The organism is Streptomyces sp. T39, from assembly GCF_008042045.1.
GTDB lineage: Bacteria > Actinomycetota > Actinomycetes > Streptomycetales > Streptomycetaceae > Streptomyces.
This window is the reverse complement of the sequence record NZ_RDBP01000012.1, coordinates 3,326,457-3,351,675: the sequence shown is the minus strand read 5'-3', so window position 1 is coordinate 3,351,675 and position 25,219 is coordinate 3,326,457. Positions and strand designations below refer to the sequence as shown.

At 73.6% G+C, this 25,219-nt stretch carries 26 protein-coding genes; 18 read left to right on the top strand and 8 right to left on the bottom strand.

Features of this window, described 5'->3' with window-relative positions:
* The first annotated feature begins 99 nt into the window (after positions 1-99).
* Complete coding sequence (locus tag EAO77_RS16185; protein ID WP_147988659.1) at positions 100-1,101, top strand: helix-turn-helix transcriptional regulator; 1,002 nt, start codon at positions 100-102, stop codon at positions 1,099-1,101.
* 17 nt (positions 1,102-1,118) lie between these two features.
* Positions 1,119-1,601: a DUF456 domain-containing protein gene (locus tag EAO77_RS16180; RefSeq protein ID WP_147988658.1), complete on the top strand. Its 483-nt coding sequence runs from the start codon at positions 1,119-1,121 to the stop codon at positions 1,599-1,601.
* A 701-nt stretch (positions 1,602-2,302) separates the two neighbouring features.
* On the opposite strand, the gene rsgA is transcribed toward EAO77_RS16180, so the two are convergent.
* Positions 2,303-3,406 (bottom strand): ribosome small subunit-dependent GTPase A, encoded by a 1,104-nt coding sequence (gene rsgA / locus EAO77_RS16175; protein ID WP_147988657.1) that lies wholly within the window; start codon positions 3,404-3,406, stop codon positions 2,303-2,305.
* Positions 3,407-3,683: 277 nt separating this feature from the next.
* Positions 3,684-4,721, bottom strand: coding sequence for a PHP domain-containing protein (locus EAO77_RS16170; RefSeq protein WP_147989166.1), 1,038 nt, complete (start codon positions 4,719-4,721; stop codon positions 3,684-3,686).
* Positions 4,722-5,049: 328 nt separating this feature from the next.
* Here EAO77_RS16170 and EAO77_RS16165 point away from each other — a divergent pair, with 328 nt between their 5' ends.
* Complete coding sequence (locus EAO77_RS16165) at positions 5,050-5,484, top strand: subtilase-type protease inhibitor (RefSeq protein ID WP_147988656.1); 435 nt, start codon at positions 5,050-5,052, stop codon at positions 5,482-5,484.
* A gap of 85 nt (positions 5,485-5,569) precedes the next feature.
* Here the strand turns inward: EAO77_RS16165 and EAO77_RS16160 are convergent, their stop codons facing one another.
* The 4 genes from EAO77_RS16160 to EAO77_RS16145 all read right to left on the bottom strand — a co-directional run bounded on the left by EAO77_RS16160 (position 5,570) and on the right by EAO77_RS16145 (position 9,161).
* Complete coding sequence (locus tag EAO77_RS16160; protein ID WP_147988655.1) at positions 5,570-6,358, bottom strand: hypothetical protein; 789 nt, start codon at positions 6,356-6,358, stop codon at positions 5,570-5,572.
* Positions 6,358-7,632 carry a VWA domain-containing protein gene (locus EAO77_RS16155; RefSeq protein ID WP_147988654.1) on the bottom strand — a complete coding sequence of 425 codons (1,275 nt, stop codon included), beginning with the start codon at positions 7,630-7,632 and terminating at the stop codon, positions 6,358-6,360. The genes EAO77_RS16160 and EAO77_RS16155 overlap by 1 nt, the downstream gene beginning before the upstream one ends.
* 71 nt (positions 7,633-7,703) lie before the next feature.
* Positions 7,704-8,576, bottom strand: a complete 873-nt coding sequence (locus EAO77_RS16150) for an ABC transporter substrate-binding protein (protein WP_147988653.1) — start codon at positions 8,574-8,576, stop codon at positions 7,704-7,706.
* A gap of 186 nt (positions 8,577-8,762) precedes the next feature.
* A complete protein-coding gene (locus EAO77_RS16145) occupies positions 8,763-9,161 on the bottom strand; it encodes a hypothetical protein (RefSeq protein ID WP_147988652.1) in 399 nt (132 codons plus the stop codon).
* Between the two features lie 124 nt (positions 9,162-9,285).
* On the opposite strand from EAO77_RS16145, the gene EAO77_RS16140 reads away from it, so the two are divergent.
* Positions 9,286-9,678 carry a VOC family protein gene (locus EAO77_RS16140; RefSeq protein WP_147988651.1) on the top strand — a complete coding sequence of 131 codons (393 nt, stop codon included), beginning with the start codon at positions 9,286-9,288 and terminating at the stop codon, positions 9,676-9,678.
* Here EAO77_RS16140 and EAO77_RS16135 read toward each other — a convergent pair.
* Both EAO77_RS16135 and EAO77_RS16130 read right to left on the bottom strand, forming a co-directional pair.
* Positions 9,618-10,352 (bottom strand): DUF6597 domain-containing transcriptional factor, encoded by a 735-nt coding sequence (locus EAO77_RS16135; RefSeq protein WP_147988650.1) that lies wholly within the window; start codon positions 10,350-10,352, stop codon positions 9,618-9,620. The genes EAO77_RS16140 and EAO77_RS16135 overlap by 61 nt on opposite strands.
* Positions 10,353-10,418: 66 nt before the next feature.
* Positions 10,419-11,645, bottom strand: coding sequence for a YihY/virulence factor BrkB family protein (locus EAO77_RS16130; protein WP_187283228.1), 1,227 nt, complete (start codon positions 11,643-11,645; stop codon positions 10,419-10,421).
* 17 nt (positions 11,646-11,662) lie between these two features.
* Between EAO77_RS16130 and EAO77_RS16125 the strand changes: the two genes are divergently transcribed.
* From EAO77_RS16125 to EAO77_RS16065, 14 genes are all read left to right on the top strand, one after another.
* Positions 11,663-13,297, top strand: coding sequence for an acyl-CoA dehydrogenase family protein (locus EAO77_RS16125; RefSeq protein ID WP_147988649.1), 1,635 nt, complete (start codon positions 11,663-11,665; stop codon positions 13,295-13,297).
* Positions 13,298-13,612: 315 nt separating this feature from the next.
* The gene (locus EAO77_RS16120) at positions 13,613-14,893 is read left to right on the top strand and encodes a helix-turn-helix domain-containing protein (protein ID WP_261993926.1); all 1,281 of its coding nucleotides are present in this window, start codon (positions 13,613-13,615) and stop codon (positions 14,891-14,893) included.
* Between the two features lie 171 nt (positions 14,894-15,064).
* Complete coding sequence (locus tag EAO77_RS16115; RefSeq protein WP_187283227.1) at positions 15,065-15,631, top strand: GNAT family N-acetyltransferase; 567 nt, start codon at positions 15,065-15,067, stop codon at positions 15,629-15,631.
* A 151-nt stretch (positions 15,632-15,782) separates the two neighbouring features.
* Entirely contained in the window at positions 15,783-15,866 is an 84-nt protein-coding gene (locus tag EAO77_RS41030) for a putative leader peptide (protein WP_315986100.1), read from the top strand.
* 115 nt (positions 15,867-15,981) lie between these two features.
* Positions 15,982-17,679 carry a nitrite/sulfite reductase gene (locus tag EAO77_RS16110; protein ID WP_147988647.1) on the top strand — a complete coding sequence of 566 codons (1,698 nt, stop codon included), beginning with the start codon at positions 15,982-15,984 and terminating at the stop codon, positions 17,677-17,679.
* Positions 17,676-17,855, top strand: a complete 180-nt coding sequence (locus EAO77_RS16105) for a hypothetical protein (protein ID WP_147988646.1) — start codon at positions 17,676-17,678, stop codon at positions 17,853-17,855. The genes EAO77_RS16110 and EAO77_RS16105 overlap by 4 nt, the downstream gene beginning before the upstream one ends.
* Positions 17,852-18,553, top strand: a complete 702-nt coding sequence (locus tag EAO77_RS16100) for a phosphoadenylyl-sulfate reductase (RefSeq protein ID WP_147988645.1) — start codon at positions 17,852-17,854, stop codon at positions 18,551-18,553. Before EAO77_RS16105 ends, EAO77_RS16100 begins: the two co-directional genes overlap by 4 nt.
* Positions 18,553-19,119: an adenylyl-sulfate kinase gene (gene cysC, locus EAO77_RS16095; RefSeq protein ID WP_147988644.1), complete on the top strand. Its 567-nt coding sequence runs from the start codon at positions 18,553-18,555 to the stop codon at positions 19,117-19,119. The genes EAO77_RS16100 and cysC overlap by 1 nt, the downstream gene beginning before the upstream one ends.
* The gene (cysD, locus tag EAO77_RS16090; protein ID WP_147988643.1) at positions 19,116-20,051 is read left to right on the top strand and encodes a sulfate adenylyltransferase subunit CysD; all 936 of its coding nucleotides are present in this window, start codon (positions 19,116-19,118) and stop codon (positions 20,049-20,051) included. Before cysC ends, cysD begins: the two co-directional genes overlap by 4 nt.
* A 2-nt stretch (positions 20,052-20,053) precedes the next feature.
* Positions 20,054-21,394: a sulfate adenylyltransferase subunit 1 gene (locus tag EAO77_RS16085; protein WP_147988642.1), complete on the top strand. Its 1,341-nt coding sequence runs from the start codon at positions 20,054-20,056 to the stop codon at positions 21,392-21,394.
* A 224-nt stretch (positions 21,395-21,618) separates the two neighbouring features.
* Positions 21,619-22,728 (top strand): aliphatic sulfonate ABC transporter substrate-binding protein, encoded by a 1,110-nt coding sequence (locus EAO77_RS16080; protein WP_147988641.1) that lies wholly within the window; start codon positions 21,619-21,621, stop codon positions 22,726-22,728.
* A gap of 36 nt (positions 22,729-22,764) precedes the next feature.
* The gene (locus EAO77_RS16075) at positions 22,765-23,559 is read left to right on the top strand and encodes an ABC transporter ATP-binding protein (protein WP_147988640.1); all 795 of its coding nucleotides are present in this window, start codon (positions 22,765-22,767) and stop codon (positions 23,557-23,559) included.
* The gene (locus EAO77_RS16070; RefSeq protein ID WP_147988639.1) at positions 23,546-24,442 is read left to right on the top strand and encodes an ABC transporter permease; all 897 of its coding nucleotides are present in this window, start codon (positions 23,546-23,548) and stop codon (positions 24,440-24,442) included. Before EAO77_RS16075 ends, EAO77_RS16070 begins: the two co-directional genes overlap by 14 nt.
* A gap of 5 nt (positions 24,443-24,447) precedes the next feature.
* Positions 24,448-25,197, top strand: a complete 750-nt coding sequence (locus EAO77_RS16065; protein ID WP_147988638.1) for a sirohydrochlorin chelatase — start codon at positions 24,448-24,450, stop codon at positions 25,195-25,197.
* Positions 25,198-25,219 lie beyond the last annotated feature (22 nt).

Sequence of the window (25,219 nt, the reverse complement as noted above, 5' to 3'; positions counted from 1 at the left end):
AGAGGAGCGGGTGATGCAGGGATGATGTTGCGCGGCGGGTTTGCGCCGTGGCCGATTTCCGCCACGGCGGCCACAGGGGCACGTCCGGGGAGGGGCACTGTGCTGGGAGCGATAGGTCTCGACGAACGGCAGGAGACCGCCTACCGCGCACTGGTCGCGCTGGGTGCGGCGGAGATCACCGATCTCGCGCACCGGCTGGCGCTGCCGGAGCCGGAGACCGAGCGGGCGCTGCGCCGGCTGGAACAGCAGGGGCTGGCGGCCCAGTCGTCGGCCCGCACCGGGCGCTGGGTGGCGGCGCCGCCGGGCGTGGCCCTCGGCGCGCTGCTGACACAGCAGCGCCATGAGCTGGAGCAGGCGGAGCTCGCGGCGGTGCTGCTGGCGGAGGAGTACCGGGCCGAGTCGGCCGAGCCGGCGGTGCACGACCTGGTGGAGGTGGTGACCGGGGCGAGCGCGGTGACCCACCGGTTCGTGCAGTTGCAGCTGGGGGCCACGGAGGAGGTCTGCGCCCTGGTGACCGGCAAGCCGATCGCGGTCAGCGGCATGGACAACGAGGCCGAGGAGAAGGCGGCCGGGCGCGGCGTGTCGTACCGGGTGGTGGTCGAGCGCGAGGTGCTGACCATGCCGGACGGCATCACCGAACTCTCGGCGGCGCTCGGCCGGGACGAGCAGGTCAGGGTGGCCGACCGGGTCCCCACCAAGCTCGTCGTCGCGGACCGCTCGCTCGCCATGGTGCCGCTGACCGGCCGCGGGGCGGAACCGGCGGCACTGGTGGTGCACGCCAGCGGCCTGCTGGAGTCGTTGATGGGCCTCTTCGAGGCGGTGTGGCGGGAGTCGCTGCCGCTGCGGCTGACCGCGGGCGGCGACTCCGTCGCCGAGGACGCGGACGCCGTCCCGGACGCGACGGACCTCCAGATCCTCTCGCTGCTCCTCGCGGGCATGACGGACGCGAGCGTGGCCAAGCAGCTGGACCTGGGACTGCGCACGGTGCAGCGCCGGGTGAAGGGCCTCATGGAGCTGACCGGCGTCACGACCCGGCTGCAGCTGGGCTGGCACGCGTACGCGCGCGGCTGGGTAGCCCGCGACCTGCGGGGACGCGACTGATCCTGCACGCTGGGCAGATGGGCGTGTGGCAGCTGCTGATGGCCGGCGGGGTGATGCTGCTGGGTCTGCTGGGGGTGCTGGTGCCGGGCGTGCCCGGGCCGTGGCTGGTGTGGGCCGCCGTCCTGTGGTGGGCCATGCACGAGCTGACCGGGACGGCGTGGGCGCTGCTGGTGGGCGCGACGGCCGTGCTGCTGATCAACCAGGTCGTGGTGTGGCTGCTGCCGCCGCGCCGGCTGCGCGGGGTGGGGATCACCCGCCGGACGGCCGTCTGGGCGGGGGTGGGCGCGCTGGCCGGGTTCGTCCTGCTTCCGGTGGTGGGTGCGGTTCCCGGCTTCGTCGGCGGGATCTACCTCTGCGAACGCCGCCGCCTCGGCGGCCACGGCCAGGCGCGGGCCTCCACCCGCGCCGTGATGCGCGCGGCCGGCACCAGCGTGCTGGTGGAGCTGTTCGGGTGCCTGCTGGTCGTGGGGGCGTGGGTGACGGTCACCCTGCGCGGCTGACACGCGGCGCGGAAGGCCCCGGGGGCCTTCGGGACCGCGGCACACCGGCCGTGCGGCCGTCTCACGGGGCCACGACGGCACACCGGCCCCGCACCCGGACCCGCGGGACGGCCACGACACACCAGCCGTGCGCCCGGACCCGCGGGACGGCCCCAGCGTGCCAGCCGTGCGCCCGGACACGCGGGACGGCCACGGCGCACCGGCCGTGCGCGGGATCCGCGGGACGGCCACGACACACCGGCCGTGCGCCCGGACCGCGAGACCGCCACGACACACCAGCCCCGCACCCGGACCCGCGAGACCGCCACGACACACCAGCCCCGCACCCGGACCCGCGAGACCGCCACGACACACCAACCCCGCACCCGGACCCGCGGGACCGCCCCGGCGCACCAGCCGTGTTCCTGGAGGCCGTCGCACGGCCGACGGGCGGCGGCGGGCCCGGGCCCGGGGGCCTGGCGTGCCGCGGCGGGCCCTGAGAGCACGGGGGACCGCCGCTGTCCGGTGGCGGTCCCGAGGGCGGGCCGCACGCCCCCGCGTGCCCGGTGCCACCCGGGCGACCACGACGGCGCATCGGCGCCTCGCGAGCGCCACGGCACGCCGGCCGTGTGCGCCGCGCGGTCCGGGGACCGGCGGCGCGCACGGTGTCCGGCAGCGGCCCCGGGGGCCCGTCTCCCCGGCGGCGGCCGCGCCCGCGCGGCTCAGCGCACGCGTCCGCGTTTGGCCTCCATCGCCGCCTTGCCCTCCGCGCCGCGGAGCTTCCAGTCGCGGCGCATCTCCGCCCGCATCCGGGCGTCCGTCTTGGCGACGATCCGCCGGTTCTCGCGGAGCAGCTTGCGGTAGCTCTCCAGCCGGCGGTCGGACAGGGTGCCGTCCTCGACCGCGGCGAGGACGGCGCAGCCCGGCTCCGCCACATGCGCGCAGTCGTGGAAGCGGCACCGGCCGGCGAGCTCCTCGACCTCGGCGAAGACCTGGCCGACGCCGGCCGCCGCGTCCCACAGGCCGACGCCCCGCACACCCGGGGTGTCGATGAGGACTCCCCCGCCCGGCAGGACCAGCAGATTGCGGGTGGTGGTGGTGTGCCGGCCCTTGCCGTCGGTCTCCCGGGTGGCCTGGACGTCCATGACGTCCTCCCCCAGCAGCAGGTTGGCCAGGGTCGACTTGCCGGCGCCGGAGACGCCCAGCAGCACGCTGGTGCCGCCCGACAGGATCGCGGCCAGCACCTCGACGCCCTCCCCCGTGGCGGAGCTCACGGGGAGCACCTGGACACCGGGCGCCGCGGTCTCGACGTCCTGCACCAGGTACGACAGACCGGTGACGTCGGGGACGAGATCCGCCTTGGTGAGCACGACGAGCGGTTCGGCGCCGCTCTCCCAGGCGAGGGCGAGGAAACGCTCGATGCGGCCGAGGTCGAGTTCGACGGCGAGCGAGACGCAGACCACCGCGTGGTCGACGTTGGCCGCGAGGATCTGGCCCTCGGAGCGCTTGGAGGAGGTGGAGCGCGCGAACGCGGTGCGGCGCGGCAGCACGGCCCGGGCGTACTGCGGGTCGCCGCCGGCGTCCACGGCGACCCAGTCACCGGTGCACACGACGCGCAGCGGGTCGTGCGGGGTGACGAACTCGGTGTCGGCGTGGACGGTGCCGACCGGGGTGACGACGTCGCAGCGGCCGCGGTCGACCCGGACGACGCGGCCGGGCAGCAGGCCGCGCTCGGTGTAGGGGGTGAACGCGTCCGCCCAGGCGTCGTCCCAGCCGTAGGCGGTGAGCGTGTGCGAGTACAGGTCTGCGGAAGCAGAGGAGTTCAAGGGGTGCCCTTCACAGGGGTGGCCCCGGCGGCGCCGAAGGTACGGCGCGGTGAGGTGGTGGTCAGCCGGCGGCCACGGAGGTGGAATTGACGGTCTCTCGGATGCGGGCAGCGCCCGTCGCCATGACAGCCATCGGTCACACCTCCTGGTCCTTGTCGGCTCACAGGGTGGCGGCACCGGGCCGCCCCCTCACAACGGTGCACACGTTAGCCGCTCCCCACCGGCGGGTGCCACCGGTTTTTTCCGCCCTCTGCGCCGGCCCTCCGGGGACGGGTGTTCACCGGTCGCCGGGCGGGCGGCGGGTGCGGGTCCATTCGGCCAGGGCGTCGGCCGTCCAGGTGGTGACCACCCGTTCCGCGGGCACCTCGCAGCGCTCCGCGCGGTCGCAGCCGATGATCTGCCAGTCGAGCTGGCCCGGGGCGTGGGCGTCGGTGTCGACGGCGAAGAGGGTGCCCGCGGCGACCGCGCGGCGCAGCAGACGCAGGGGCGGATCCCGGCGCTCGGGGCGGGAGTTGATCTCGACGGCGGTGCCGTGCTCGGCGCAGGCGGCGAAGACCTCGTCGGCGTCGAAGGAGGATTCCGGCCGGGTGCCCCGCCCGCCGGTGACGAGCCGGCCGGTGCAGTGGCCGAGGACGTCGGTCAGGGGGTTGGAGACCGCGGCGACCATCCGGCGGGTCATCGAAGCCGCGTCCATGCGGAGTTTGGAGTGGACCGAGGCCACCACGACGTCGAGCCGGTCGAGCAGTTCGGGGTCCTGGTCGAGGGTGCCGTCGGGCAGGATGTCGCACTCGATCCCGGTGAGCAGGCGGAACGGCGCCCAGGTGTCGTTGAGCCGTTCGACGAGGTCCAGTTGTTCGCGCAGCCGCTCGGCGCTCAGCCCGTTCGCGACGGTGAGGTTGGGCGAGTGGTCGGTCAGCACGGCCCACTCGTGTCCCAGGCGTGCCGCGGTGCGTCCCATCTCCTCGACGGGGCTGCCCCCGTCGGACCAGTCGGAGTGCAGGTGGCAGTCGCCGCGCAGGGCGGCGCGCAGCCCTTCACCGCCCTCCGCCAGCGGCGTGGCGTCCGCCTCGTCCTCCAGCCGGCGCAGGTAGGCGGGCGTCCGCCCGGCGAGCGCCTCCTCGGCCACCTGGGCCGTCTTCGGCCCGACGCCCTTGATCCGCACCAGGGTTCCGGCCTCGGTGCGGCGGGCTGTCTCCTCGGGGCCCAGGCCGGCGAGTACGGCGGCGGCCGTCCGGAAGGCGCGCACGCGGTAGGTCTCGGCGCGGGAGCGTTCCAGCAGGAACGCCACGCGCTCCAGTGCTTCGACGGGGTCCATCGTCACCTCCGGGGTCCTCTGCCAGTGAACCCCGGCGCGCCGGATCGGTCCACCGCGTGAGCGACCGCAGACTGAACGGCAGGAAACCTTTAAATCAATGCTTCAAGCATTGATTGGCCTACTGATTGCAGGCTCAACGACGCCAGGGGCTTTCTTCGGCCGTTTCATGGACTACTGAACAGTGGTTCAGCACGGCAAACGCCGTGACAATCCGCCCATGAAGGGTCACAAGGGGTGACCGGATCGTGTGGTGGCGTCGCGCGCGGAGCGGCGCGGTGAGCAAGACTCCGTCCGATTTCCGAAACAACGACCCCAAGGAGTGTTCGCAATGCGGTACATCGCCAGAGGACTCGCGCTCGCCGGTATCTCGCTCGGCCTCGCCGTGGCCCCCGGGACCGGCAGCGCCGGCGCGGCGCCGCAGGAGGCCCGGAGCCTGTACGCACCCTCCGCGCTCGTCCTCACCGTCACCCCCGGCGACGACGCCGCGAACGGCACGGTCCTGCGGGCGGTGACCCTCGGCTGCGCGCCCACGGCGACCGGCACCCACCCCGCCGCCCGTGCCGCCTGTGCCGAGCTGCGCGCCGAGGAGGGACGGTTCGACGCCGGCACCACGACGGCGCCGGGCGTGAGCTGCACCAGGCAGTGGGACCCGGTCACGGTCACCGCCGACGGGGTGTGGAACGGCAAGCGGGTCTCGTACACGCACGTGTTCGGCAACACGTGCCTCCAGGGCGCCTCGGCGGGCGTCGTCTTCGACTTCTGAGACCCCGGCCCGGGCCCGCCCCGGTGGCGGAACGCGGGAAGCGGCCGCGGCGTGACGACGCCGCGGCCGCTTCCCCGTACCCGGCTCAGGCCGCCGGCGGCACCCCGGCGGGACGTCCGGGACCTCGGGTCAGGACGTAACCGGCGATGGCGGCGAGCGCCGCGAGCAGTCCGCCGGCGCCGGTCCACACCCAGCGGTCGGACCACCAGCCGGAGGACCAGTCGAGAGCCGTCTCCTCCTCCTTGCGCCGCTCGTCGGCCGAGACACCCGGCACCAGCGGCTCGGCGAGCGTGCCGTCGACCGCCCAGGCGCCGCCGACCCGCTTCGAGACGGCCTCCACCTCGGCGCGCACCGGCAGGCCCTGGTCCTGCTCCGGCTGGGCGGTGACGGTCAGCCGGACGTAGTAGCTGCCGGGCAGCGGGTCGTCCGACCACGGGTCGGCGAGCGCCCGCACCGGCCGCAGCGTGCACGACAGCTCTACCGTCACCGCGTCCGCGGCGGCCGTCCGGCTCTGCATGCCGTACATGCAGGGCTGGCGGCGGCGGAGCCCGTCGTAGACGTCGATCCGCCAGTCCGACGCCCCGTGCCGGGCGGTCGGTTCGGGCAGGGTGACCGAGGCGCGCACCGTGGGGCGGTCCCCCGCGTCGGCCGGGAACACCCAGTACAGGTAGTCACCGCTCGACCCGTTCGCGGTCGCCTTCTGCCCCTGCTCGACCGGGGTCGCGGTGCGGAAGGACGTGCCGGCCTCGGTGGGCGCGGAGCCGTCCGCACCCGGCCGGGGCGAGGGGGTGTCGGCCGGGGCGACCGGTGCGGCCGGGCCGAGCAGTGCCGCGGCGGCCAGCGCGCCGGCCGTCAGCATCCGTGCGAATCGCATCAGTTGGTCCTCCAAACGGCGATGCGCCAGCGCGAGACCCAGCCCCACACGAGCCCGGCCGCGAAGCCGGTGAGCACGAGCAGGCCGAGCAGCCACCAGCCGCGGCCCAGCCCGAAGGAGGCCGCGTCGGCCGCGTCGTCCGGGGCCTCGACGACGTCCACGGTGAGCTCGACGGGCAGACCAGGCTCGGTCTTGACGCCGGGGGCCGCGGCGAAGGAATTGCTGACCTGGAGGCAGACGACCTCCGCGGCCGGCTCGGCGCCGTCCGTGTCCTCCGCCTCGGCCCTGGGGTAGCGCAGGCCGGTCGAGATCAGGTCCGTCCGTCCGTCACCGGCCTCCGAGCCGCGGACGATCTCGCGGCCGTGGACCGTGACGGCACGCAGCAGCACCCCGTAGTCGCGGGCCACCGCCCGGTCGGCGGCGACACTGACCGAGGCGCGCAGCTCCTGACCGGGGAGCACGTCGACCCGGTACCAGCGGTGCTCGCCGAACTTCTCGCGGTCGGTCCAGAGGCCGGGCGTGAGCTCGGGCGCGTCCGCGCAGCGCGCGGCGCCCTCGGTCGCCACCGGCGTGACGACGGGGTCCGCGGCGCGCTCCACCAGCTGACTCACCCTGCCGGAGAGTTCGTCGGTGTGCTGCACCGAGGTGTAGGTGCCGCCGGTGGCGTCGGCGATGCAGCGGAGCTGGGCGCGGGTCTTGGCGTCCGGCACCAGGCCGAGCGTGTCGATGACCAGGTGGATGCCCTTGGCCGCGATCTCGCGGGCCACCTCGCAGGGGTCGAGCGGCGCGCAGGTGTCCTCGCCGTCGGTGATGAGCACGATCCGGCGGGTGGCGTCACCGCCCTCCAGGTCCTTCGCCGCGCCCAGCAGGGCCGGGCCGATGGGCGTCCAGCCGGTGGGGGCGAGGGTGGCGACGGCGGCCTTGGCCTCGGTCCGGTCGAGCGGACCGACCGGGTACAGCTGCCGGGTGTCCTTGCAGCCGCGCTCGCGGTCCTCGCCCGGGTAGTCGGCCCCGAGCGTGCGGATGCCGAGCAGGACCTCGTCGGGCACCGCGTCCAGCACCTCGTTGAACGCCTGCTTGGCGGCGGCCATCCGGCTCCTGCCGTCGATGTCGCGGGCACGCATCGAGCCGCTGACGTCGAGCACGAGCTCGACCTTGGGGGGCTGTTGCGCCGCCGGCTCGTCGGCCGCGGCCGTCCCCGCCGGGAGAAGTCCGGCGGCCAGGGCCGCGAGCAGGGCGCACGCCCCGGCCGCGAGCCGTTTTCTTATGATCATCAGCGGATCGTATTGATGATCGGCCGGTGTTCCAAAACGTGCCTGCGGCAGGGGCGTTCCCGGGTGCGGCCTCAGTCCTGGCGGGTCGTCAGGGCCTCTGCGACGGTGCGCAGGAAGGCGTCGTGGGCGCGGGCGCTGCACGGGAGTTCGGGGTTCCACGGCACGATCCGGGCTCGGGCCTCGATGGCGCGCCAGCCCTCGGAGCGCGCGAGCCGCTCGGGGGGCGCCGCGTTGGCCCGTACGTCGAGGAGCACGACGTCCGGTTCCAGCAGCGCGGCCCGGTTCCAGTCCGTCGTCGCCCAGTTGAGACCGGGGCCCGGCGCGGGTGCGGCCACGGTCACCCCGCAGTCCGTCAGCTCCCGCAGGTCCGGCCAGGCGGCGGGGCGGGCGAGGTGCACGCCGTCCGGTCCGGCGGGCGACAGGGCGAGGACGCGCTGCCCGGCGGCCGCGCCGGCCGCCGTGCGCAGGGCGGTGCGGGCGGCGTCGGAGTGCGCGGCCGGGGGCGGGGCGCCGAGGGACACCGCGAGGTCGGCGAAGCGTGCGCGCATCTCGTCGAGCGAGCGCTCCTGCCCGACGTCGAGGACGACGACGGGCAGCCGCTCCTCGATCCGCTTGGCGGTGTCCGGGTCGAGCCCGTAGACCGGGCCGCCGGCGCCGTAGGCGACGGCGACCAGCAGATCGGGGCCGGCCCCGAGCACGGTGTCGGCGTCCACGGCGGGACCCGGACCCAGGTAGGCGGTGCCGTCCAGGGGCAGCGCGCCGGCCTTCACCGGATCGGCCGCCGCGCCGTCGTGCGCGGAGCCGAACACGCCCACGGGACGTATGCCGAGGTCGTACAGGGCGGCTCCGGCCTGTATGTAGGCGACGGGCCGCGCGGGAGTACGGGATGCGGCGGCAAGACGGCCCCGGTCGTCCAGGAACGTCCATCCACTCTCGTGCGCCATGCAGCCTCCACTCGGGTCGCGGCGGCGTGCGGCGTCCCTCCGGGGGCGGACGGCCGCACGGGTCGTCCGGTCCCTGCCCACGGCGGGGCCCCCGTACGCGTGCCCGCCCGCACCGCGCCCCGGCGGTGCGCCGGGACGCGTGCGGCGCGTGCCCGCCCGCACGGGCTCGGGGGCCGCGCCGGCGCGTCAGGACTCGTGCAGTGCGTGCCCTCCTCCGCGGAACACGAACACGGTGGGGTCGGTGGCGTCCGTCGCGCGGAAGTGTCCCGCGTAACCGTCCTGTTCGGCGTGCGGCGCGAGCAGGTCGAGCAGCGCGTCGAGGCGGCCCAGGTCGTCGTCGAGCCACAGGTTGCGGGAGAACAGGCCCCATCCGTGGTGGTCCCCGGGGCGCAGCGAGGCGAAGTCCCCGCCGGGCAGGGCGCTCTGGGGGTCCGGTTCCAGCAACGGGTAGGCGTGGGCGTCCGGGTCGAGGCCGGGCGGCGGCCCCGGGCGCTCCCCCAGGTGCCAGTGGAGAGCGGCGATCACGTCGTGGGGCAGGTCGTCCCGGAGCGCGCAGGCGAGGACGACCTCGTAGTGGAGGCTCACCCGCCCATTGTCCGGTGCGCTCCGGCGGGCACCCGGGGCGGGGCACACGCACGGGCCGGGCCACCGGCGCGCGGTGTCCGAAACGTTCAAGACCGGCGGTCCCTCGCCTGCCTACGGTGGGCGCATGACTCCACGACTCGACGCCATCGGCCTGATCGTCTCCGACATGGCCGCCTCGCTCGCCTTCTACCGCCGCCTCGGACTGGAGATCCCCGCCGGGGCCGACACCGCCCCGCACGCGGAGGCCACCCTGCCGGGCGGCACACGGGTGCTGTGGGACACCGAGGAGACCATCCGCTCCTTCGACCCCGGCTGGTCCCGGCCCGAGGCCGGCGAACGCCTCGGGCTCGCCTTCCGCTGCGACGGCCCGGCGGAGGTCGACAGCCTCTACGCCGAGCTGCTGGCCGCCGGCCACCGGGGTCATCTGAAGCCCTGGGACGCCGTCTGGGGGCAGCGCTACGCCGTGGTGCTCGACCCGGACGGCATGGGCGTCTCCCTCTTCGCCGACGCCTCGTAGGCACGCAGCGTGGTCCCCGCGAGCGCCCGCATCTCCCGGGCGAGGTGGGCCTGGTCGGCGCAGCCGGCCAGCAGCGCGGCCTCGCCGTACGGGACACCGCGGCGCACCAGGGCCAGGGCACGCTGGAGCCGCAGGATCCGTGCGAGGGTCTTGGGCCCGTAGCCGAAGGCGTCCAGGGAGCGCCGGTGCAGCTGCCGGGCGCCGATACCGGCGGCCTCCGCCGCGGCGGCGACCGTGCCGCCGGCCTCCAGATGCCGCACGACGCGGGCCGTCAGCGGGTCGGGTGCCCCGGCCCGGGCCGCCCGGTCGAGCGCGACGGCCTCCAGTCCGGAGGCGGGGTCGGCGTCGCCGACCCGCGCGGCCGCGTCGCGGGCGGCCGCCCCGCCCCACAGATCGGCGAGGTCGGCGCGCAGATCGCGCAGTTCGTGCGCGGGGACGCCGAGGAACGCGGGAGCGGTGCCGGGGGCGAACCGCAGCCCCGCCCAGCGGGCGCCCGCGGCGCCGGAGGCCGTGTGCGCCCGGGTGTCGGGCCCGGCCACGAGGAGCCTGCCGTCGTTCCACAGCAGATCCATGCATCCGTCGGGCAGCACGGGGTACGCCGCCCGGCCGTCGGCCCCGGCGGTCCGCGTCCACACGACGGCGCCCGGCAGCAGGGCGGGCCGTTCCCGGTACATGCGTCCAGGCTAAGGGCTGCCACGGTCGGCCCCGCCCACGGGAAGCCCCCCGCCCGATAGGCGGCGCTACGGGCCCTTGGGCCCGTTGTCGCCCGTGCGGTCCGCGCCGGTGTCGCGGGCCGTGTCCCCGGCCTCGTCGCGGCCGTGGTCGCGGCCCGCGTCCCGGGTGGAGTCCCGGCCGGTGTGCAGACGGGACTTCACGTCGTCGGGCGGCAGGAAGCGGGACCAGCGCTCGGGGAACTCGGACGGCATGTCCCCGCCGTCGTCGCCGTCGTCGTCGTCCTCGTCGCCGTACAGCTGGGCCGCCCGGGCCCGGGCGAGCAGCTCCGCCGCGTCGGCGGCGCGGGCACGCTCGTTCGCGGCGCGGGCCGCGGCCGTGGCCACCGAGGGCCAGACCCGGTCGATGGCCGCGTTCACGGCCGCGCCGACGAGGACCGCGAAGGCGGAGATGCCTATCCACAGCAGGAAGGCGATCGGCGCGGCGAGCGAGCCGTAGATGGTCGGGCCCTCCACCTGGCTGGTCAGGTAGATGCGCAGCAGGAAACTGCCGAGGAACCACATCGCGAGCGCCACCAGCGCACCCGGGATGTCCTCGACCCACGGCGAGCGCACGGGGACGGACACGTGGTAGAGCGTGGTCAGGAAGGCGATGGAGAGCAGGATGACCACGGGCCAGTAGAGGATCCGCACCACTTCCGTGCCCCAGGGCATCAGCTCCACGACCCGGTCGGGGCCGACCACGGCGAGCGGCAGCACGACCGCGCCGATCAGCAGGGCGATGAGGTAGAGCAGGAAGGCGAGCAGCCGGGTGGCGACGATGCCGCGCTGGCCGTCCAGCCCGTACATGACGGTGATGGTGTCGATGAAGACGTTCACCGCCCGCGACCCGGACCACAGCGCGATGGCGAAGCCGATCGAGATCAGGTCGGGCCGGCCGCCCTGGGTGACGTCCTCCAGGAGCGGTTTGGCGATGTCGTTGACCCCGCGGTCGGAGAGCACGGTGCCGACGGCGGTGAGGATGTTCTCCTCGATGGAGGCGACGGTGGTGGTGTTGGTCCAGTCGTCGATGTAGCCGAGCAGACCGAGCAGGCCGAGCATCAGCGGCGGCACGGACAGCAGGGTGAAGAACGCCGCCTCCGCCGCCAGGCCGAGGATGCGGTACTCGATGCACGAATTGACGGTGTCCTTCAGCAGCAGCCAGGTCATCCTCCGCTTCGAGACGTTGCGGTAGAGGACTCGGGCCCGGTGGAGCCGGCCCGACGGCCGCTCGGGTGTTTCGTTTGCTGCCTGCACCTCCTTACCGTATCGGCATGGCACCGGGCACCCACACAGTGACCAACCAGGCTCCGCCCCTGGTGGGGTACGACGTCTTCACCGCCGACCGCGCGCTCACGGAGGCGGTCGGGCGACATGTCGCCCCCGGCGTCCTCGCCGCGGCACAGGACGAGCTCGCCCTCCTCGGGCGCTCGGCGGGTTCCGCCCAGGCGCAGGGGTGGGCGGAGGAGGCGAACGGCGACCCGCCACGGCTGCGGACCCACGACCGCTACGGGAACCGCGTCGACGAGGTGACGTTCTCCCCCGCCTGGCACCGGCTGCTCGGCAAGGCGGTCTCCGCGGGACTGACCGACGCCTGGGGCAGGGAGCACGGGCACGTCCGCCGCGCCGCCGGGTTCCTGGTGTGGACCCAGGCGGAGGCGGGTCACCTGTGCCCCGTCTCCATGACCCACGCCGCGGTCCCCGCCCTGCGCACCGATCCCGCGCTGGCTGCCGAGTGGGAGGGACGGCTGCGCTCGTCCGTGTACGAACAGGGCCTGCGGCCCGCGCGGCAGAAGGCGGGGGCGCTCGCCGGCATGGGCATGACCGAGAAGCAGGGCGGCAGCGACGTCCGGACCAACACCACCCGCGCCGAGCCGCTCGCGGCCGACGGGGAGTACGCGCTCACCGGTCACAAGTGGTTCTGCTCGGCGCCGATGAACGACGTCTTCCTCGTCCTCGCGCAGGCGGCCGGCGGCCCGACCTGCTTCCTGGTGCCCCGGGTGCTCGACGACGGCACGCGCAACGTCTTCCGCCTCCAGCGCCTCAAGGACAAGCTGGGCAACCGGTCCAACGCGTCGGCCGAGGTCGAGTTCGAGGGCACCTGGGCGCGCCGGCTGGGCGAGGAGGGCGCCGGGGTGCGCACCCTCATCGGGATGGTGGCCGCGACCCGGCTCGACTGCGTGCTCGGCTCGGCGGGGCTGATGCGCCAGGCCGTGGCGCAGGCCGTCCACCACTGCTCCCACCGCAGCGCCTTCGGCGGACTGCTCGTCGACAAGCCGCTGATGCGCAATGTGCTGGCGGACCTGGCCCTGGAGTCGGAGGCGGCGACCGCGCTCGGCATGCGGCTCGCGGCGGCGTACGACGCGGACACCGACGCGGAGCGTGCGCTGCTGCGGATCGCGGTGCCGGCGGCGAAGTACTGGGTGACCAAGCGGTGCACCCCGCTGGTCGCGGAGGCGCTGGAGTGCCTGGGCGGCAACGGGTACGTGGAGGAGTCAGGGATGCCCCGGCTGCTGCGGGAGTCCCCGCTGAACTCGATCTGGGAGGGGTCGGGGAACGTCCAGGCGCTGGACGTGCTGCGCGCGCTCCAGCGGGAGCCGCAGGCGGTGAACGCGTTCCTCCAGGAGGTCGGCGCCGCGCGAGGGGCCGACCACCGGCTCGACGCGGCGATCCGCGCGCTGCTGACGGAGCTGGCGGACCTGGCGGGGATCGAGGCGCGGGCCCGCCGGGTGGTGGAGCGGATGGCGCTGGTGCTCCAGGGCTCGCTGCTGGTGCGCTGGGCGCCGCCCGAGGTGGCCGACGCCTTCTGCGCGTCGCGGCTCGGGGGCGAGTGGGGGGCGGCCTTCGGGACGCTGCCGCACACCCTGGACCTGGCCGCGGTGGTGGAGCGGGCGCGGCCGGTCGCCTGAGGCCGGGGACGGGCCGGGCGGCGGACGGGCCGGGAAGGGCGCGGTGGCCGGCGGGTCACCGGGCACGTCGAACGGGCGCGGGCCAGGTGCAGGCGACCCGCGCCCGTGACGTGTGACGGGTGGTGCTGCGCCGACACGGCACCACCCCACCGGCGGGCCGGTGTTCTGTCACCTTCGTACAGGCGCACGCGTGTTCGCGACGGTTGCAAAGGGTTGCATCCTTGTGAGGCATATCGCGGCGGCCGGTCTCCCCGACAGGGCAGGATTGAGCCAACCTCATCCGCACCGACGCCGGCGTCGCCGAAGGAGGGCGCAGTGGAGAACTCCACGGTCGATCTCGTCCGCCTGTCCGCCATGGACGCGGCGGCGGCGACGCGTCTGCTGAAGGGCGTGCGGGACGCGGCCCTGGCCGGCCGCAGGCCGCCCGTGGGGCCCCGGGCGGACATCGACGAGTCCTGGCAGCGGATGCTGCGCGGCGGGGTGGATCCCGACCGGGACCGCAGGGCGGGAGTGCTGCCGCTGGAGGAGATCGAACGGCGCCGGCTGGCCTCCCCGCTGCTGGAGGTGCTGCCCGTGCTGCGCGACGGCCTGGTGTCGATCGCGGAGGCCGCACAGCACATCATGGTGATCGCGGACACCGAGGGGCGGCTGCTGTGGCGTGAGGGCAGCGCGCCGGTGCTGCGCAAGGGCGACGCCTTCGGCTTCGTGCCGGGGGCCGACTGGAGCGAGGCACTGGTCGGCACGAACGGCGTGGGCACGCCGCTGATCAGCCGCCGTCCGGTGCAGGTGCACTCCGCCGAGCACTTCGTCTCCACGCACCACACCTGGACCTGCGCCGGGGCGCCGGTCACCGATCCGCGGGACGGCCGGCTGATCGGGGTGGTCGACATCAGCGGTCCGCTGTCGACGATGCATCCGGCGACGCTCGCCCTGGTCACGTCGGTGACCAGGCTGGCCGAGGCGGAGCTGCGCGACCGCCACCGCGACGCGCTCGACCGGCTGCGCAGCGTGGCCTCCCCGCTGCTGGGCCGGCTCGGGGGGCGGGCGCTCGCCGTGGACGAGCGGGGGTGGACGGCCGCGGTGGCCGGGATGCCGCCTCCGGGGAGGCTGGCGCTGCCGAAGTCGGTCCGCGCGGGGCGGCAGTGGCTGCCGTCGCTCGGCAGCTGCACCCTCGAACCGCTGCCGGGCGGCTGGCTGGTGCGGGTGGACGACGGCGACCCGGCGCCCGTGGGCGCGGGCCGGGTGCTCCTCGATCTGAGCCGGCCGCACCGGCCGTCGGTACGGATATCCGGCGGTGCGGGCAGCTGGTCGCACGAGCTCAGCCCGCGCCACGCGGAGCTGCTCTATCTGCTGGCCCGGCACCGGGAGGGGCGCAGCGCGGCGCAGCTGGCCGAGGACATCTTCGCGGACCGGACCCGGACGGTCACGGTGCGGGCGGAGATGTCGCGGCTGCGGCGCCACTTCGCCCAGGTGCTGGCCCACCGGCCGTACCGGTTCGCCGAGGAGGTCGAGGTGGAACTGGTGGTTCCCGAGGATCCGGCGTCGCTGCTGCCCCACTCGACCGCGCCGGCCGTCCGCCGCGCCCGTGCCGCGTAGCGGCCGGATGCGGGTGCGCCGTCCCCCGGGACGACCCGGATGCGGGCGCCTCGTCCCCCGGGACGACCCGGATACGGGCGCCTCGTCGTCCGGAACGACCCGGATACGGGCGCCTCGTCGTCCGGATTCGGACGTTTGGCCGGATCGGGACGGCGTGATTCCCTGGCCTCCATGAGCATCACTGTGACCACCTGGTCCCTCGAACAGACGTCGCCCGCCGATCAGCGTCCGGCGGCCGTGCCCGAAGGGGACATACGCGTCGTGCGGGCCGAGGTGCCCTCTCCGGAGTTCAGCCGCTTCCTCTACACCGCCGTCGGGGGCGACGTCCGCTGGACCGACCGGCTCGGCATGACGTACGCCGAGTGGGAGAAGTGGCTCGGGCGGCCGGGCGTGGAGACGTGGGTGGCGTACGACCGGGGCACCCCGGCGGGCTACGTCGAGCTGGAGGCCCAGGAGGGCGGCAGCGTCGAGATCGTCTACTTCGGGCTGATCCCCGCCTTCCGCGGCCGGCGCATCGGCGGCCACCTGCTGTCGTACGGGGTGGCCCGCGCCTGGGACCTGGGTGAGCGCCGCCCGGAGCTGGGGCGGACGGAGCGGGTGTGGCTGCACACCTGCTCCAAGGACGGGCCGCACGCGATGGACAACTACCTCCGCCGGGGGTTCCGGCTCTTCGACACGAAGACGGCGGAGGAGTCCGACGTGGCCGCCCCCGGCCCCTGGCCGGGCGCCGGTGTCTGACGCCGGTGTCTGACACCGAAATCTGAACACCCCGCGGCGTTCCGTACGCTCTGCGGTGACCCAGGACACACTGTCTCGCGATGCGGGACAGTGTTGTCCACATCGTGGATGAAGGTGGACTGGTTCCAAAGTCCCATGACACGCTTCCGCCATGTCCAGCACTGGAATTGCCTTGGTGAGTCGGCGGCACGTCGACCTCGGCCGCATGTCCAGCGCCATCTGTCCCGCCGGCTGACAGCTCAGCACAGCCGCAGCTTCCCCCGCTCCACCCCGCCCTGCGCACCGTCGCGCCCTCGTCGCGAGTGTGCAGCTCAGAGCCGCCCTCCTGCAGTCTCGAAGGACACATCACCATGGCCGCCACCCCGGAAAAGCCCGTCTCCGCCGCGTCCCGCCGCAAGGCCGGACGCCACCGTGGCGAGGGTCAGTGGGCCATGGGCCACCACACCCCGCTGAACGGGAACGAGCAGACCAAGAAGGACGACGACGGTCTCAATGTGCGGACACGCATTGAGACGATCTACGCCCACCGCGGCTTCGACTCCATCGACGGTGCCGACCTGCGCGGCCGGATGCGCTGGTGGGGCCTGTACACCCAGCGCAAGCCCGGGATCGACGGCGGCAAGACCGCGATCCTGGAGCCGGAGGAGCTGGACGACGAGTTCTTCATGCTCCGGGTGCGCATCGACGGCGGGCGCCTGACCACCGAGCAGCTGCGTGTGATCGGCGAGATCTCCCAGGAGTTCGCGCGGGGCACCGCCGACCTCACCGACCGGCAGAACGTGCAGTACCACTGGATCCGCATCGAGGACGTGCCCGAGATCTGGCGCCGGCTGGAGGCCGTCGGCCTGTCGACGACCGAGGCGTGCGGCGACACCCCGCGCACCATCCTCGGCTCGCCCGTCGCCGGGATCGCCGAGGACGAGATCGTGGACGGCAGCCCGGCGGTCGACGAGATCCACCGCCGCTTCATCGGCAACAAGGACTTCTCCAACCTGCCGCGCAAGTTCAAGACCGCGATCTCCGGATCGCCCCTCCTCGACGTGGCCCACGAGATCAACGACGTGGCCTTCGTCGGCGTGAACCACCCCGAGCACGGCCCCGGATTCGACCTCTGGGTCGGCGGCGGCCTGTCCACCAACCCCAAGCTGGGCGTGCGCCTGGGCGCCTGGGTGCCGCTGGACGAGGTCCCGGACGCCTGGGAAGGCGTCATCTCGATCTTCCGTGACTACGGCTACCGCCGGCTGCGCAACCGCGCCCGCCTGAAGTTCCTGGTCGCCGACTGGGGCGCCGAGAAGTTCCGCCAGGTGCTGGAGGACGAGTACCTGCACCGCAAGCTCCTCGACGGCCCCGCGCCCGAGCAGCCCGTCGAGCACTGGCGCGACCACGTCGGCGTGCACCGCCAGCAGGACGGCCGCTTCTACGTCGGCTTCGCGCCGCGCGTGGGCCGCGTCGACGGCGCCACGCTCACCAAGATCGCCGAGCTGGCGGCCGCGCACGGCTCCGGCCGGCTCCGGACGACCGTCGAGCAGAAGATGATCGTGCTCGACGTCGCCGGGGACCGGGTCGACTCGCTCGTCTCCGGGCTGGAGGCACTCGACCTCCAGGTCACGCCCTCGCCGTTCCGGCGCGGCACGATGGCCTGCACCGGCATCGAGTTCTGCAAGCTGGCCATCGTCGAGACCAAGGCCCGCGGCTCCGCGCTCATCGACGAGCTGGAGCGACGGCTGCCCGCCTTCGACGAGCCGCTCACCATCAACATCAACGGCTGCCCCAACGCCTGCGCCCGCATCCAGGTCGCGGACATCGGTCTCAAGGGCCAGCTGGTCCTCGACGACGAGGGCAACCAGGTCGAGGGCTACCAGGTCCACCTGGGCGGCGCCCTGGGCCTGGAGCCGGCCTTCGGCCGCAAGGTCCGCGGGCTGAAGGTGACCTCGGCCGAGCTGCCGGACTACGTCGAGCGTGTCCTGAAGCGCTTCCAGGCGGAGCGCGAGGACGGCGAGCGCTTCGCCACCTGGGCCGCCCGCGCCTCCGAGGAGGCCCTGTCATGAGCGAGCGGGCGGCGCCGTTCCACTGCCCGTACTGCGGCGACGAGGACCTGCGTCCGAACGAGCAGGGTCACGGCGCCTGGGAATGCGCGGCATGCAACCGGGCCTTCCAGTTGAAGTTCCTCGGGCTCCTCGCCCGCGGACTTCAGCGCAACGACGGTGGAGGGGAAGCGATATGACGGCGATACGGACCGATCACGATCTCAAGTCGCTGGCCGAGCGGGCGGGCCGCGACCTGGAGGACGCCCCGGCGCTCGAGATCCTCGCCTGGGCGGCCGACACCTTCGGCAAGGACTTCTGCGTCACCTCCTCCATGGAGGACGCGGTCGTCGCGCACCTGGCCTCCCGCGCCATGCCCGGCGTGGACGTCGTCTTCCTCGACACCGGCTACCACTTCGAGGAGACGATCGGCACCCGCGACGCGGTGGACGCGGTGATGGACGTCAACGTCGTCACCCTCACGCCCCGCCAGACCGTGGCCGAGCAGGACGCGCAGTACGGACCGCAGCTGCACGACCGCGACCCCGACCTGTGCTGCGCGCTGCGCAAGGTCGCCCCGCTCCAGGAGGGCCTGACCGCCTACCGGGCCTGGGCCACCGGCCTGCGCCGCGACGAGTCCCCGACCCGCGCGAACACCCCGGTCGTCGGCTGGGACGAGAAGCGGCGCAAGGTCAAGGTCTCGCCGATCGCCCGCTGGACGCAGGACGACGTGGACGCCTACGTCGCCGAGCACGGCGTGCTCACCAACCCCCTGCTCATGGACGGGTACGCCTCCGTCGGCTGCGCGCCCTGCACCCGCCGGGTGCTGGAGGGCGAGGACGCCCGCGCCGGCCGCTGGGCCGGGCGCGGCAAGACGGAATGCGGGCTGCACGGCTGATGAGCGACGAACAGACCACCCAGGAGAACGACGTGACCGGAGCCACCGTCTGGCTCACCGGCCTGCCGAGCGCCGGCAAGACCACGATCGCCCACGAGCTCGCGGCCGTGCTGCGCGCCGAGGGCAGGCGGGTCGAGCTGCTCGACGGCGACGAGATCCGCGAGTTCCTCTCCGCGGGCCTCGGCTTCAGCCGCGAGGACCGGCACCTCAACGTCCAGCGCATCGGGTTCGTCGCCGAACTCCTCGCGTCCAACGGCGTGCTGGTGCTCGTCCCGGTCATCGCTCCCTACGCGGACAGCCGCGACGCCGTCCGCAAGCGGCACCAGCAGGAGGGCACCGCCTACGTGGAGGTCCATGTGGCCACCCCGGTCGAGGTGTGCTCGGAGCGCGATGTGAAGGGGCTGTACGCCAAGCAGGCCGCGGGCGAGATCAGCGGGCTCACCGGGGTCGACGACCCGTACGAGGAGCCCGTGTCGCCCGACCTGCGGATCGAGTCCCAGAACCAGACCGTGCGGGAATCCGCCGACACCGTCCACGCACTGCTCGCCGAAAGGGGTCTGCTGTGACGACCAGCGTCGACGTCGTGAGCGGCACCGACAGCCCGTACGCCCTGTCCCACCTGGACGCCCTGGAGTCCGAGGCGGTCCACATCTTCCGCGAGGTCGCGGGCGAGTTCGAGCGGCCGGTGATCCTCTTCTCCGGCGGCAAGGACTCCATCGTCATGCTGCACCTGGCGCTGAAGGCGTTCGCCCCCGCGGCGGTCCCCTTCACGCTGCTGCACGTGGACACCGGACACAACTTCCCCGAGGTCCTCGAGTACCGCGACCGGGTGGTGGCCGCGCACGGGCTGCGCCTGCACGTCGCGTCCGTGCAGGACTACATCGACCGCGGTGTGCTCAAGGAGCGCCCCGACGGCACCCGCAATCCGCTCCAGACCGTGCCGCTGACCGAGGCGATCCAGCAGCACCGCTTCGACGCCGTCTTCGGCGGCGGCCGGCGCGACGAGGAGAAGGCGCGCGCCAAGGAGCGGGTCTTCTCGCTGCGCGACGAGTTCTCCCAGTGGGACCCGCGCCGCCAGCGCCCGGAGCTGTGGCAGCTCTACAACGGCCGCCACGCCCCCGGCGAGCACGTGCGGGTCTTCCCGCTCTCCAACTGGACCGAGCTCGACGTCTGGCAGTACATCCAGCGGGAGCGCATCGAGCTGCCCGAGATCTACTTCGCCCACGAGCGCGAGGTGTTCAAGCGCTCCGGCATGTGGCTGACCGCCGGCGAGTGGGGCGGTCCCAAGGCGAACGAGGCGACCGAGAAGCGGCTCGTCCGCTACCGCACGGTGGGCGACATGTCCTGCACCGGCGCCGTCGACTCCGACGCCATCACGCTGGACGCGGTGATCGCCGAGATCGCCGCCTCCCGGCTCACCGAGCGGGGCGCCACCCGCGCCGACGACAAGATGTCCGAGGCCGCGATGGAAGACCGCAAGCGCGAAGGGTACTTCTAGAGATGACCAGCACGACCGAGCAGCTCGCCGCCCAGTTGTCGGCCACCACCCTGCTGCGCTTCGCCACCGCCGGTTCCGTCGACGACGGCAAGTCCACGCTCGTCGGACGGCTGCTGCACGACTCCAAGTCGGTGCTCACCGACCAGCTGGAGGCCGTCGAGGCGGCGTCCCGCGGCCGCGGCCAGGAGACGCCCGACCTGGCGCTGCTCACCGACGGACTGCGCGCCGAGCGGGAGCAGGGCATCACCATCGACGTGGCGTACCGCTACTTCGCCACCCCGCGCAGGCGGTTCATCCTGGCCGACACCCCGGGGCACGTGCAGTACACCCGCAACATGGTGACCGGCGCGTCCACGGCCGAGCTGACGGTCGTCCTGGTCGACGCCCGCAACGGCGTCGTCGAGCAGACCCGCCGGCACGCGGCGATCGCCGCGCTGCTGCGCGTGCCGCACGTGGTGCTCGCGGTCAACAAGATGGACCTCGTCGACTACGCGGAGCCCGTCTTCGCGGCCATCGCCGAGGAGTTCACGGCGTACGCCACCGAGCTCGGCGTCCCCGAGGTCACCGCCATCCCGATCTCCGCGCTCGCCGGCGACAACGTGGTGGAACCCTCCGCGCGGATGGACTGGTACGGCGGGCCGACGGTGCTGGAGCACCTGGAGACCGTGCCGGCCAGCCATGACCTGACCGGCTGCCACGCCCGCTTCCCCGTGCAGTACGTGATCCGTCCGCAGACCGCCGAGCACCCCGACTACCGCGGCTACGCGGGCCAGATCGCGGCCGGGACCTTCCGGGTGGGCGAGCAGGTCACCGTGCTGCCGTCGGGCCGCACGTCGACCGTCGCGGGCATCGACCTGCTGGGCGAGCCGGTGGACGTGGCCTGGACGCCCCAGTCGGTCACCCTGCTGCTGGCGGACGACATCGACGTCTCCCGCGGCGACATCGTCGTGCCGAGCGGTGACGCGCCCGCCACCACCCAGGACGTCGAGGCCACCGTCTGCCACGTCGCGGACCAGCCGCTCACCGTGGGCCAGCGGGTGCTCCTCAAGCACACCACCCGCACGGTGAAGGCCATCGTCAAGTCCATCGAGTCGCGTCTGACGCTCGACGACCTCTCGCAGCACCCGGAGCCCGGCCGGCTGGTCGCCAACGACATCGGCCGCGTCAGGGTGCGCACCGCCGAGCCGCTGGCGCTCGACTCGTACGCCGACTCCCGCCGCACCGGCTCCTTCCTGCTGATCGACCCCGCGGACGGCACGACCCTCGCCGCCGGCATGGCGGGCGACTCCTTCGCCGCCGTCACCGAGGCGCCCGTGACCGAGGACGAGGGCTGGGACTTCTGAGATGACCGACATCTACGCGACCTTCGCCAAGGAGGGCGGCCGCGTCGGCAGCGGCGCCCTCGGCGCGGGCACGGGAGGGGTGGCGCGATGTGCGCGATGACGTACGCGCACTGCCTGCGCGCCCACACCCCCCACCCGCACCGCCGAAGACCCGTTCACATGCCGACGACCCGGCCGCGTCCGAGATGACGTGAGGACCGGGCCGACGAGAGGAAACGCCTCCCGTGCACGCCACCCGTAACACCGTTCGCCGCAGCCTTGTCGCCGTGGCCGCCCTGCCCCTGCTGGCCGTGGCGCTCACCGCCTGCGGCTACGGATCCGAGTCGACGGACGACAAGGTCGCTCCCGCCGCCAAGGGTGACAAGATCGACGGTCTCGACACCGTGAAGATCGGCTACTTCCCGAACCTCACGCACGCCACCGCCCTGGTCGGCCACCAGGAGGGCATCCTCCAGAAGGAGCTCGGCGGCACCAAGCTGTCGGCCACCACGTTCAACGCCGGTCCCTCGGAGATCGAGGCGCTCAACGCCGGCTCCATCGACATCGGCTTCATCGGCCCCTCCCCGTCGATCAACGGCTATGTGAAGTCCCAGGGCAAGAACCTGCGGATCATCGGCGGTTCCGCATCGGGCGGCGTCAAGCTCGTCGTGAACCCGAAGAAGATCAAGACCCTCGACGACCTCAAGGGCAAGAAGATCGCCACCCCGCAGCTGGGCAACACACAGGACGTGGCGTTCCTGCACTGGATCAACGAGAAGGGCTGGAAGGTCGACGCCGAGAGCGGCAAGGGCGATGTCTCCGTGGTGCGCACGGAGAACAAGGTCACCCCCAACGCCTACCTCTCCGGCTCCATCGACGGCGCCTGGGTGCCCGAGCCGACCGCCTCCAAGCTCGTCAGCGACGGAGCGAAGGTCCTGCTCGACGAGTCCACGCTGTGGCCCGACAAGAAGTTCGTCATCACGAACATCATCGTGTCCCAGAAGTTCCTCGCCGAGCACCCGGCCGTGGTCGAGGCCGTGCTGCGCGGCACGGTGAAGACCAACGCGTGGATCAACGCCAACCCGGACAAGGCCAAGGAGTCGGCGAACGCCAAGCTCAAGGACCTGACGGGCAAGGCGCTTCCGGCCGAGGTGATCGACCCGGCGTGGCCGTCGATCCAGTTCATCGACGACCCGCTGGCGGCGACGCTCCAGGCGCAGGCCGACCACGCGGTGAGCGCCGGGTTCCTCCAGAAGCCCGACCTCGCCGGCATCTACGACCTGAAGCCGCTGAACAAGGTGCTCGAGGCCGAGGGCAAGCCCGCGGTCGCCGATGCCGGGCTCGGCGTCAAGTAACCCCGACAGCAGCCGAGAACCCAGGAGGTGACGACCATGGCCACTGCCATCGCCAAGGCCGACGACCGCGTGAGCGTGGAGCACGAGCACGCGGCCCGTATCGGGCATGTCTCCAAGTCCTTCTCCGGCCCCACGGGGTCCCAGCTGGTGCTGGACGACATCACCCTCGATGTCGCGCCGGGTGAGTTCGTCACCCTCCTGGGGGCTTCGGGCTGCGGCAAGTCGACGCTGCTCAATCTGGTCGCGGGACTCGACCGGCCGACCGCGGGGTCCATCGAGACCCCCGGCGGCCGGCCGGCCCTGATGTTCCAGGAGCACGCTCTGTTCCCGTGGCTGACCGCGGGCAAGAACATCGAACTCGCCCTGCGTCTGCGCGGGGTCGCCAAGTCCGAGCGGCGCACGGAGGCGGAGCGCCTGCTGGAGCTGGTGCGCCTCGGCGGCGCGTACGGCAAGCGGGTGCACGAGCTGTCGGGCGGCATGCGCCAGCGTGTGGCGATGGCCCGCGCGCTCGCCCAGGACAGCCGGCTGCTGCTGATGGACGAGCCGTTCGCGGCCCTCGACGCCATCACCCGCGACGTGCTGCACGACGAGCTGACGCGGATCTGGCGGGAGACGAACGTCTCCGTGCTCTTCGTGACGCACAACGTGCGCGAGGCGGTCCGGCTCGCGCAGCGGGTGGTGCTGCTGTCCTCGCGTCCCGGCCGGATCGCCCGGGAATGGACCGTGGACATCGAGCAGCCGCGGCGCATCGAGGACACCGCCGTGGCGGAACTGTCCGTCGAGATCACCGAAGAACTGCGTGGGGAGATCCGCCGACATGGCCAGCACTGAGACGCCCGCGAAGGCCACGGGCAGGAACGACGACCTCGCCGGTCTGGAGGCGGGCCTCGACGCGCTGGACGCGGTACGGGTCGACCGCACCCCGGTGCGCGAGGTGCTGCTGAAGAAGGTCCTGCCGCCGCTGGTCGCCGTGGCGCTGGTGATCGTCGCCTGGCAGCTGCTCGTCTGGGCCGAGGTGACCGAGGACTACAAGCTGCCCGCGCCGTCGGCGGTGTGGACCAGCGTCGCGGACATGTGGCTCCAGGGGACGCTGCTGGAGGTCGTGTGGACCAGTGTGTCGCGCGGCCTGCTGGGCTTCCTGCTGGCCCTCGCCATCGGCACGCCGCTGGGTCTGCTGGTGGCACGGGTGAAGTTCGTGCGGGCGGCCATCGGCCCGATCCTGAGCGGGCTCCAGTCGCTGCCCTCGGTCGCCTGGGTGCCGCCGGCCGTCATCTGGCTCGGTCTGAACGACCAGATGATGTTCGCGGTGATCCTGCTGGGTGCCGTGCCGTCGATCGCCAACGGCCTGGTGTCGGGCGTGGACCAGGTCCCGCCGCTGTTCCTGCGGGCCGGCCGCACCCTCGGTGCGACGGGTCTGCGAGGCACCTGGCACATCGTGCTGCCGGCCGCGCTGCCCGGCTACGTCGCGGGCCTCAAGCAGGGCTGGGCGTTCTCCTGGCGTTCGCTGATGGCGGCGGAGATCATCGCCTCCTCCCCCGATCTCGGCCTCGGCCTCGGCCAGTTGCTCGAGAACGGGCGCAACAACGCCGACATGCCCGGAGTGTTCCTCGCGATCATCCTCATCCTCATCGTCGGCATCGCGATCGACCTGCTGATCTTCAGTCCGCTGGAGCGGTGGGTGCTGCGCAGCCGCGGTCTCCTGGTGAAGAGCTGAGTCCGATGCGCAGCCCCGTCCTCCTCGTCGTCGCCCACGGCAGCCGCGACCCGCGGCACGCGGCGACCGTGCACGCCCTCGTCCGGCAGGTGCGGTCGCTGCGGCCCGGGCTGCACGCGGAGGTCGGCTTCCTGGACTTCAACGCCCCGTCGGTGCCGCAGGTCCTGGACCGGCTGGCGGCCGACGGGGTACGTGAGGTGGTGGCCCTGCCGCTGCTGCTGACACGCGCCTTCCACGCCAAGGCGGACATACCGGCGGTGCTGCGTTCGGCGCCCGCGTCGCTGCACGTCCGCCAGGCCGGGGTCCTCGGCCCGTCGCCCCTGCTGCTGTCCGCCGTGCGGCGGCGGCTGCACGAGGCCGGGCTGGGCCCGGCCGACATGAGCTCGACCGGCCTGGTGCTGGCGTCGGCGGGCTCCACCGACCCGGAGGCGATCGCAGTGATCGCCGAAACAGCGCGGGAGCTGCGGCACACCGGTTGGTGCGCCGTGCGGCCTGCGTTCGCCTCCGCTGTCTCACCCGGCGGCTTCCCCCGCACCGAGGACGCGGTCCGCGCCCTGCGGGCCGAGGGATGCGAGCGGGTCGCGGTCGCGCCGTACGTGATCGCCCCGGGCCGTCTGCCGGACCGGATCGCCGAGGGCGCCCGTGACGCGGACGTGGTCGCCGCCGTCCTCGGCCCGTCGCCGGAGCTGGCCGAGCTGATGCTCCGGCGATGCGACGAGGCCGCGGCGACCGCGCGCATGGCGGCCACGGCCTGACATCCGGCCGGCGCTCAGCGCC

Coding starts and splice junctions, on each gene's coding strand:
- EAO77_RS16180 (WP_147988658.1), top strand. CDS start 1,119: ATGGGCGTGTGGCAGCTGCTGATGGCCGGCGGGGTGATGCTGCTGGGT.
- EAO77_RS16170 (WP_147989166.1), bottom strand. CDS start 4,721: ATGGACCCCGTCGAAGCACTGGAGCGCGTGGCGTTCCTGCTGGAACGC.
- EAO77_RS16165 (WP_147988656.1), top strand. CDS start 5,050: ATGCGGTACATCGCCAGAGGACTCGCGCTCGCCGGTATCTCGCTCGGC.
- EAO77_RS16160 (WP_147988655.1), bottom strand. CDS start 6,358: ATGCGATTCGCACGGATGCTGACGGCCGGCGCGCTGGCCGCCGCGGCA.
- EAO77_RS16155 (WP_147988654.1), bottom strand. CDS start 7,632: ATGATCATAAGAAAACGGCTCGCGGCCGGGGCGTGCGCCCTGCTCGCG.
- EAO77_RS16150 (WP_147988653.1), bottom strand. CDS start 8,576: ATGGCGCACGAGAGTGGATGGACGTTCCTGGACGACCGGGGCCGTCTT.
- EAO77_RS16140 (WP_147988651.1), top strand. CDS start 9,286: ATGACTCCACGACTCGACGCCATCGGCCTGATCGTCTCCGACATGGCC.
- EAO77_RS16135 (WP_147988650.1), bottom strand. CDS start 10,352: ATGTACCGGGAACGGCCCGCCCTGCTGCCGGGCGCCGTCGTGTGGACG.
- EAO77_RS16125 (WP_147988649.1), top strand. CDS start 11,663: ATGGCACCGGGCACCCACACAGTGACCAACCAGGCTCCGCCCCTGGTG.
- EAO77_RS16115 (WP_187283227.1), top strand. CDS start 15,065: ATGAGCATCACTGTGACCACCTGGTCCCTCGAACAGACGTCGCCCGCC.
- EAO77_RS41030 (WP_315986100.1), top strand. CDS start 15,783: ATGTCCAGCACTGGAATTGCCTTGGTGAGTCGGCGGCACGTCGACCTC.
- EAO77_RS16110 (WP_147988647.1), top strand. CDS start 15,982: ATGGCCGCCACCCCGGAAAAGCCCGTCTCCGCCGCGTCCCGCCGCAAG.
- EAO77_RS16105 (WP_147988646.1), top strand. CDS start 17,676: ATGAGCGAGCGGGCGGCGCCGTTCCACTGCCCGTACTGCGGCGACGAG.
- EAO77_RS16100 (WP_147988645.1), top strand. CDS start 17,852: ATGACGGCGATACGGACCGATCACGATCTCAAGTCGCTGGCCGAGCGG.
- cysC (WP_147988644.1), top strand. CDS start 18,553: ATGAGCGACGAACAGACCACCCAGGAGAACGACGTGACCGGAGCCACC.
- EAO77_RS16085 (WP_147988642.1), top strand. CDS start 20,054: ATGACCAGCACGACCGAGCAGCTCGCCGCCCAGTTGTCGGCCACCACC.
- EAO77_RS16075 (WP_147988640.1), top strand. CDS start 22,765: ATGGCCACTGCCATCGCCAAGGCCGACGACCGCGTGAGCGTGGAGCAC.
- EAO77_RS16070 (WP_147988639.1), top strand. CDS start 23,546: ATGGCCAGCACTGAGACGCCCGCGAAGGCCACGGGCAGGAACGACGAC.
- EAO77_RS16065 (WP_147988638.1), top strand. CDS start 24,448: ATGCGCAGCCCCGTCCTCCTCGTCGTCGCCCACGGCAGCCGCGACCCG.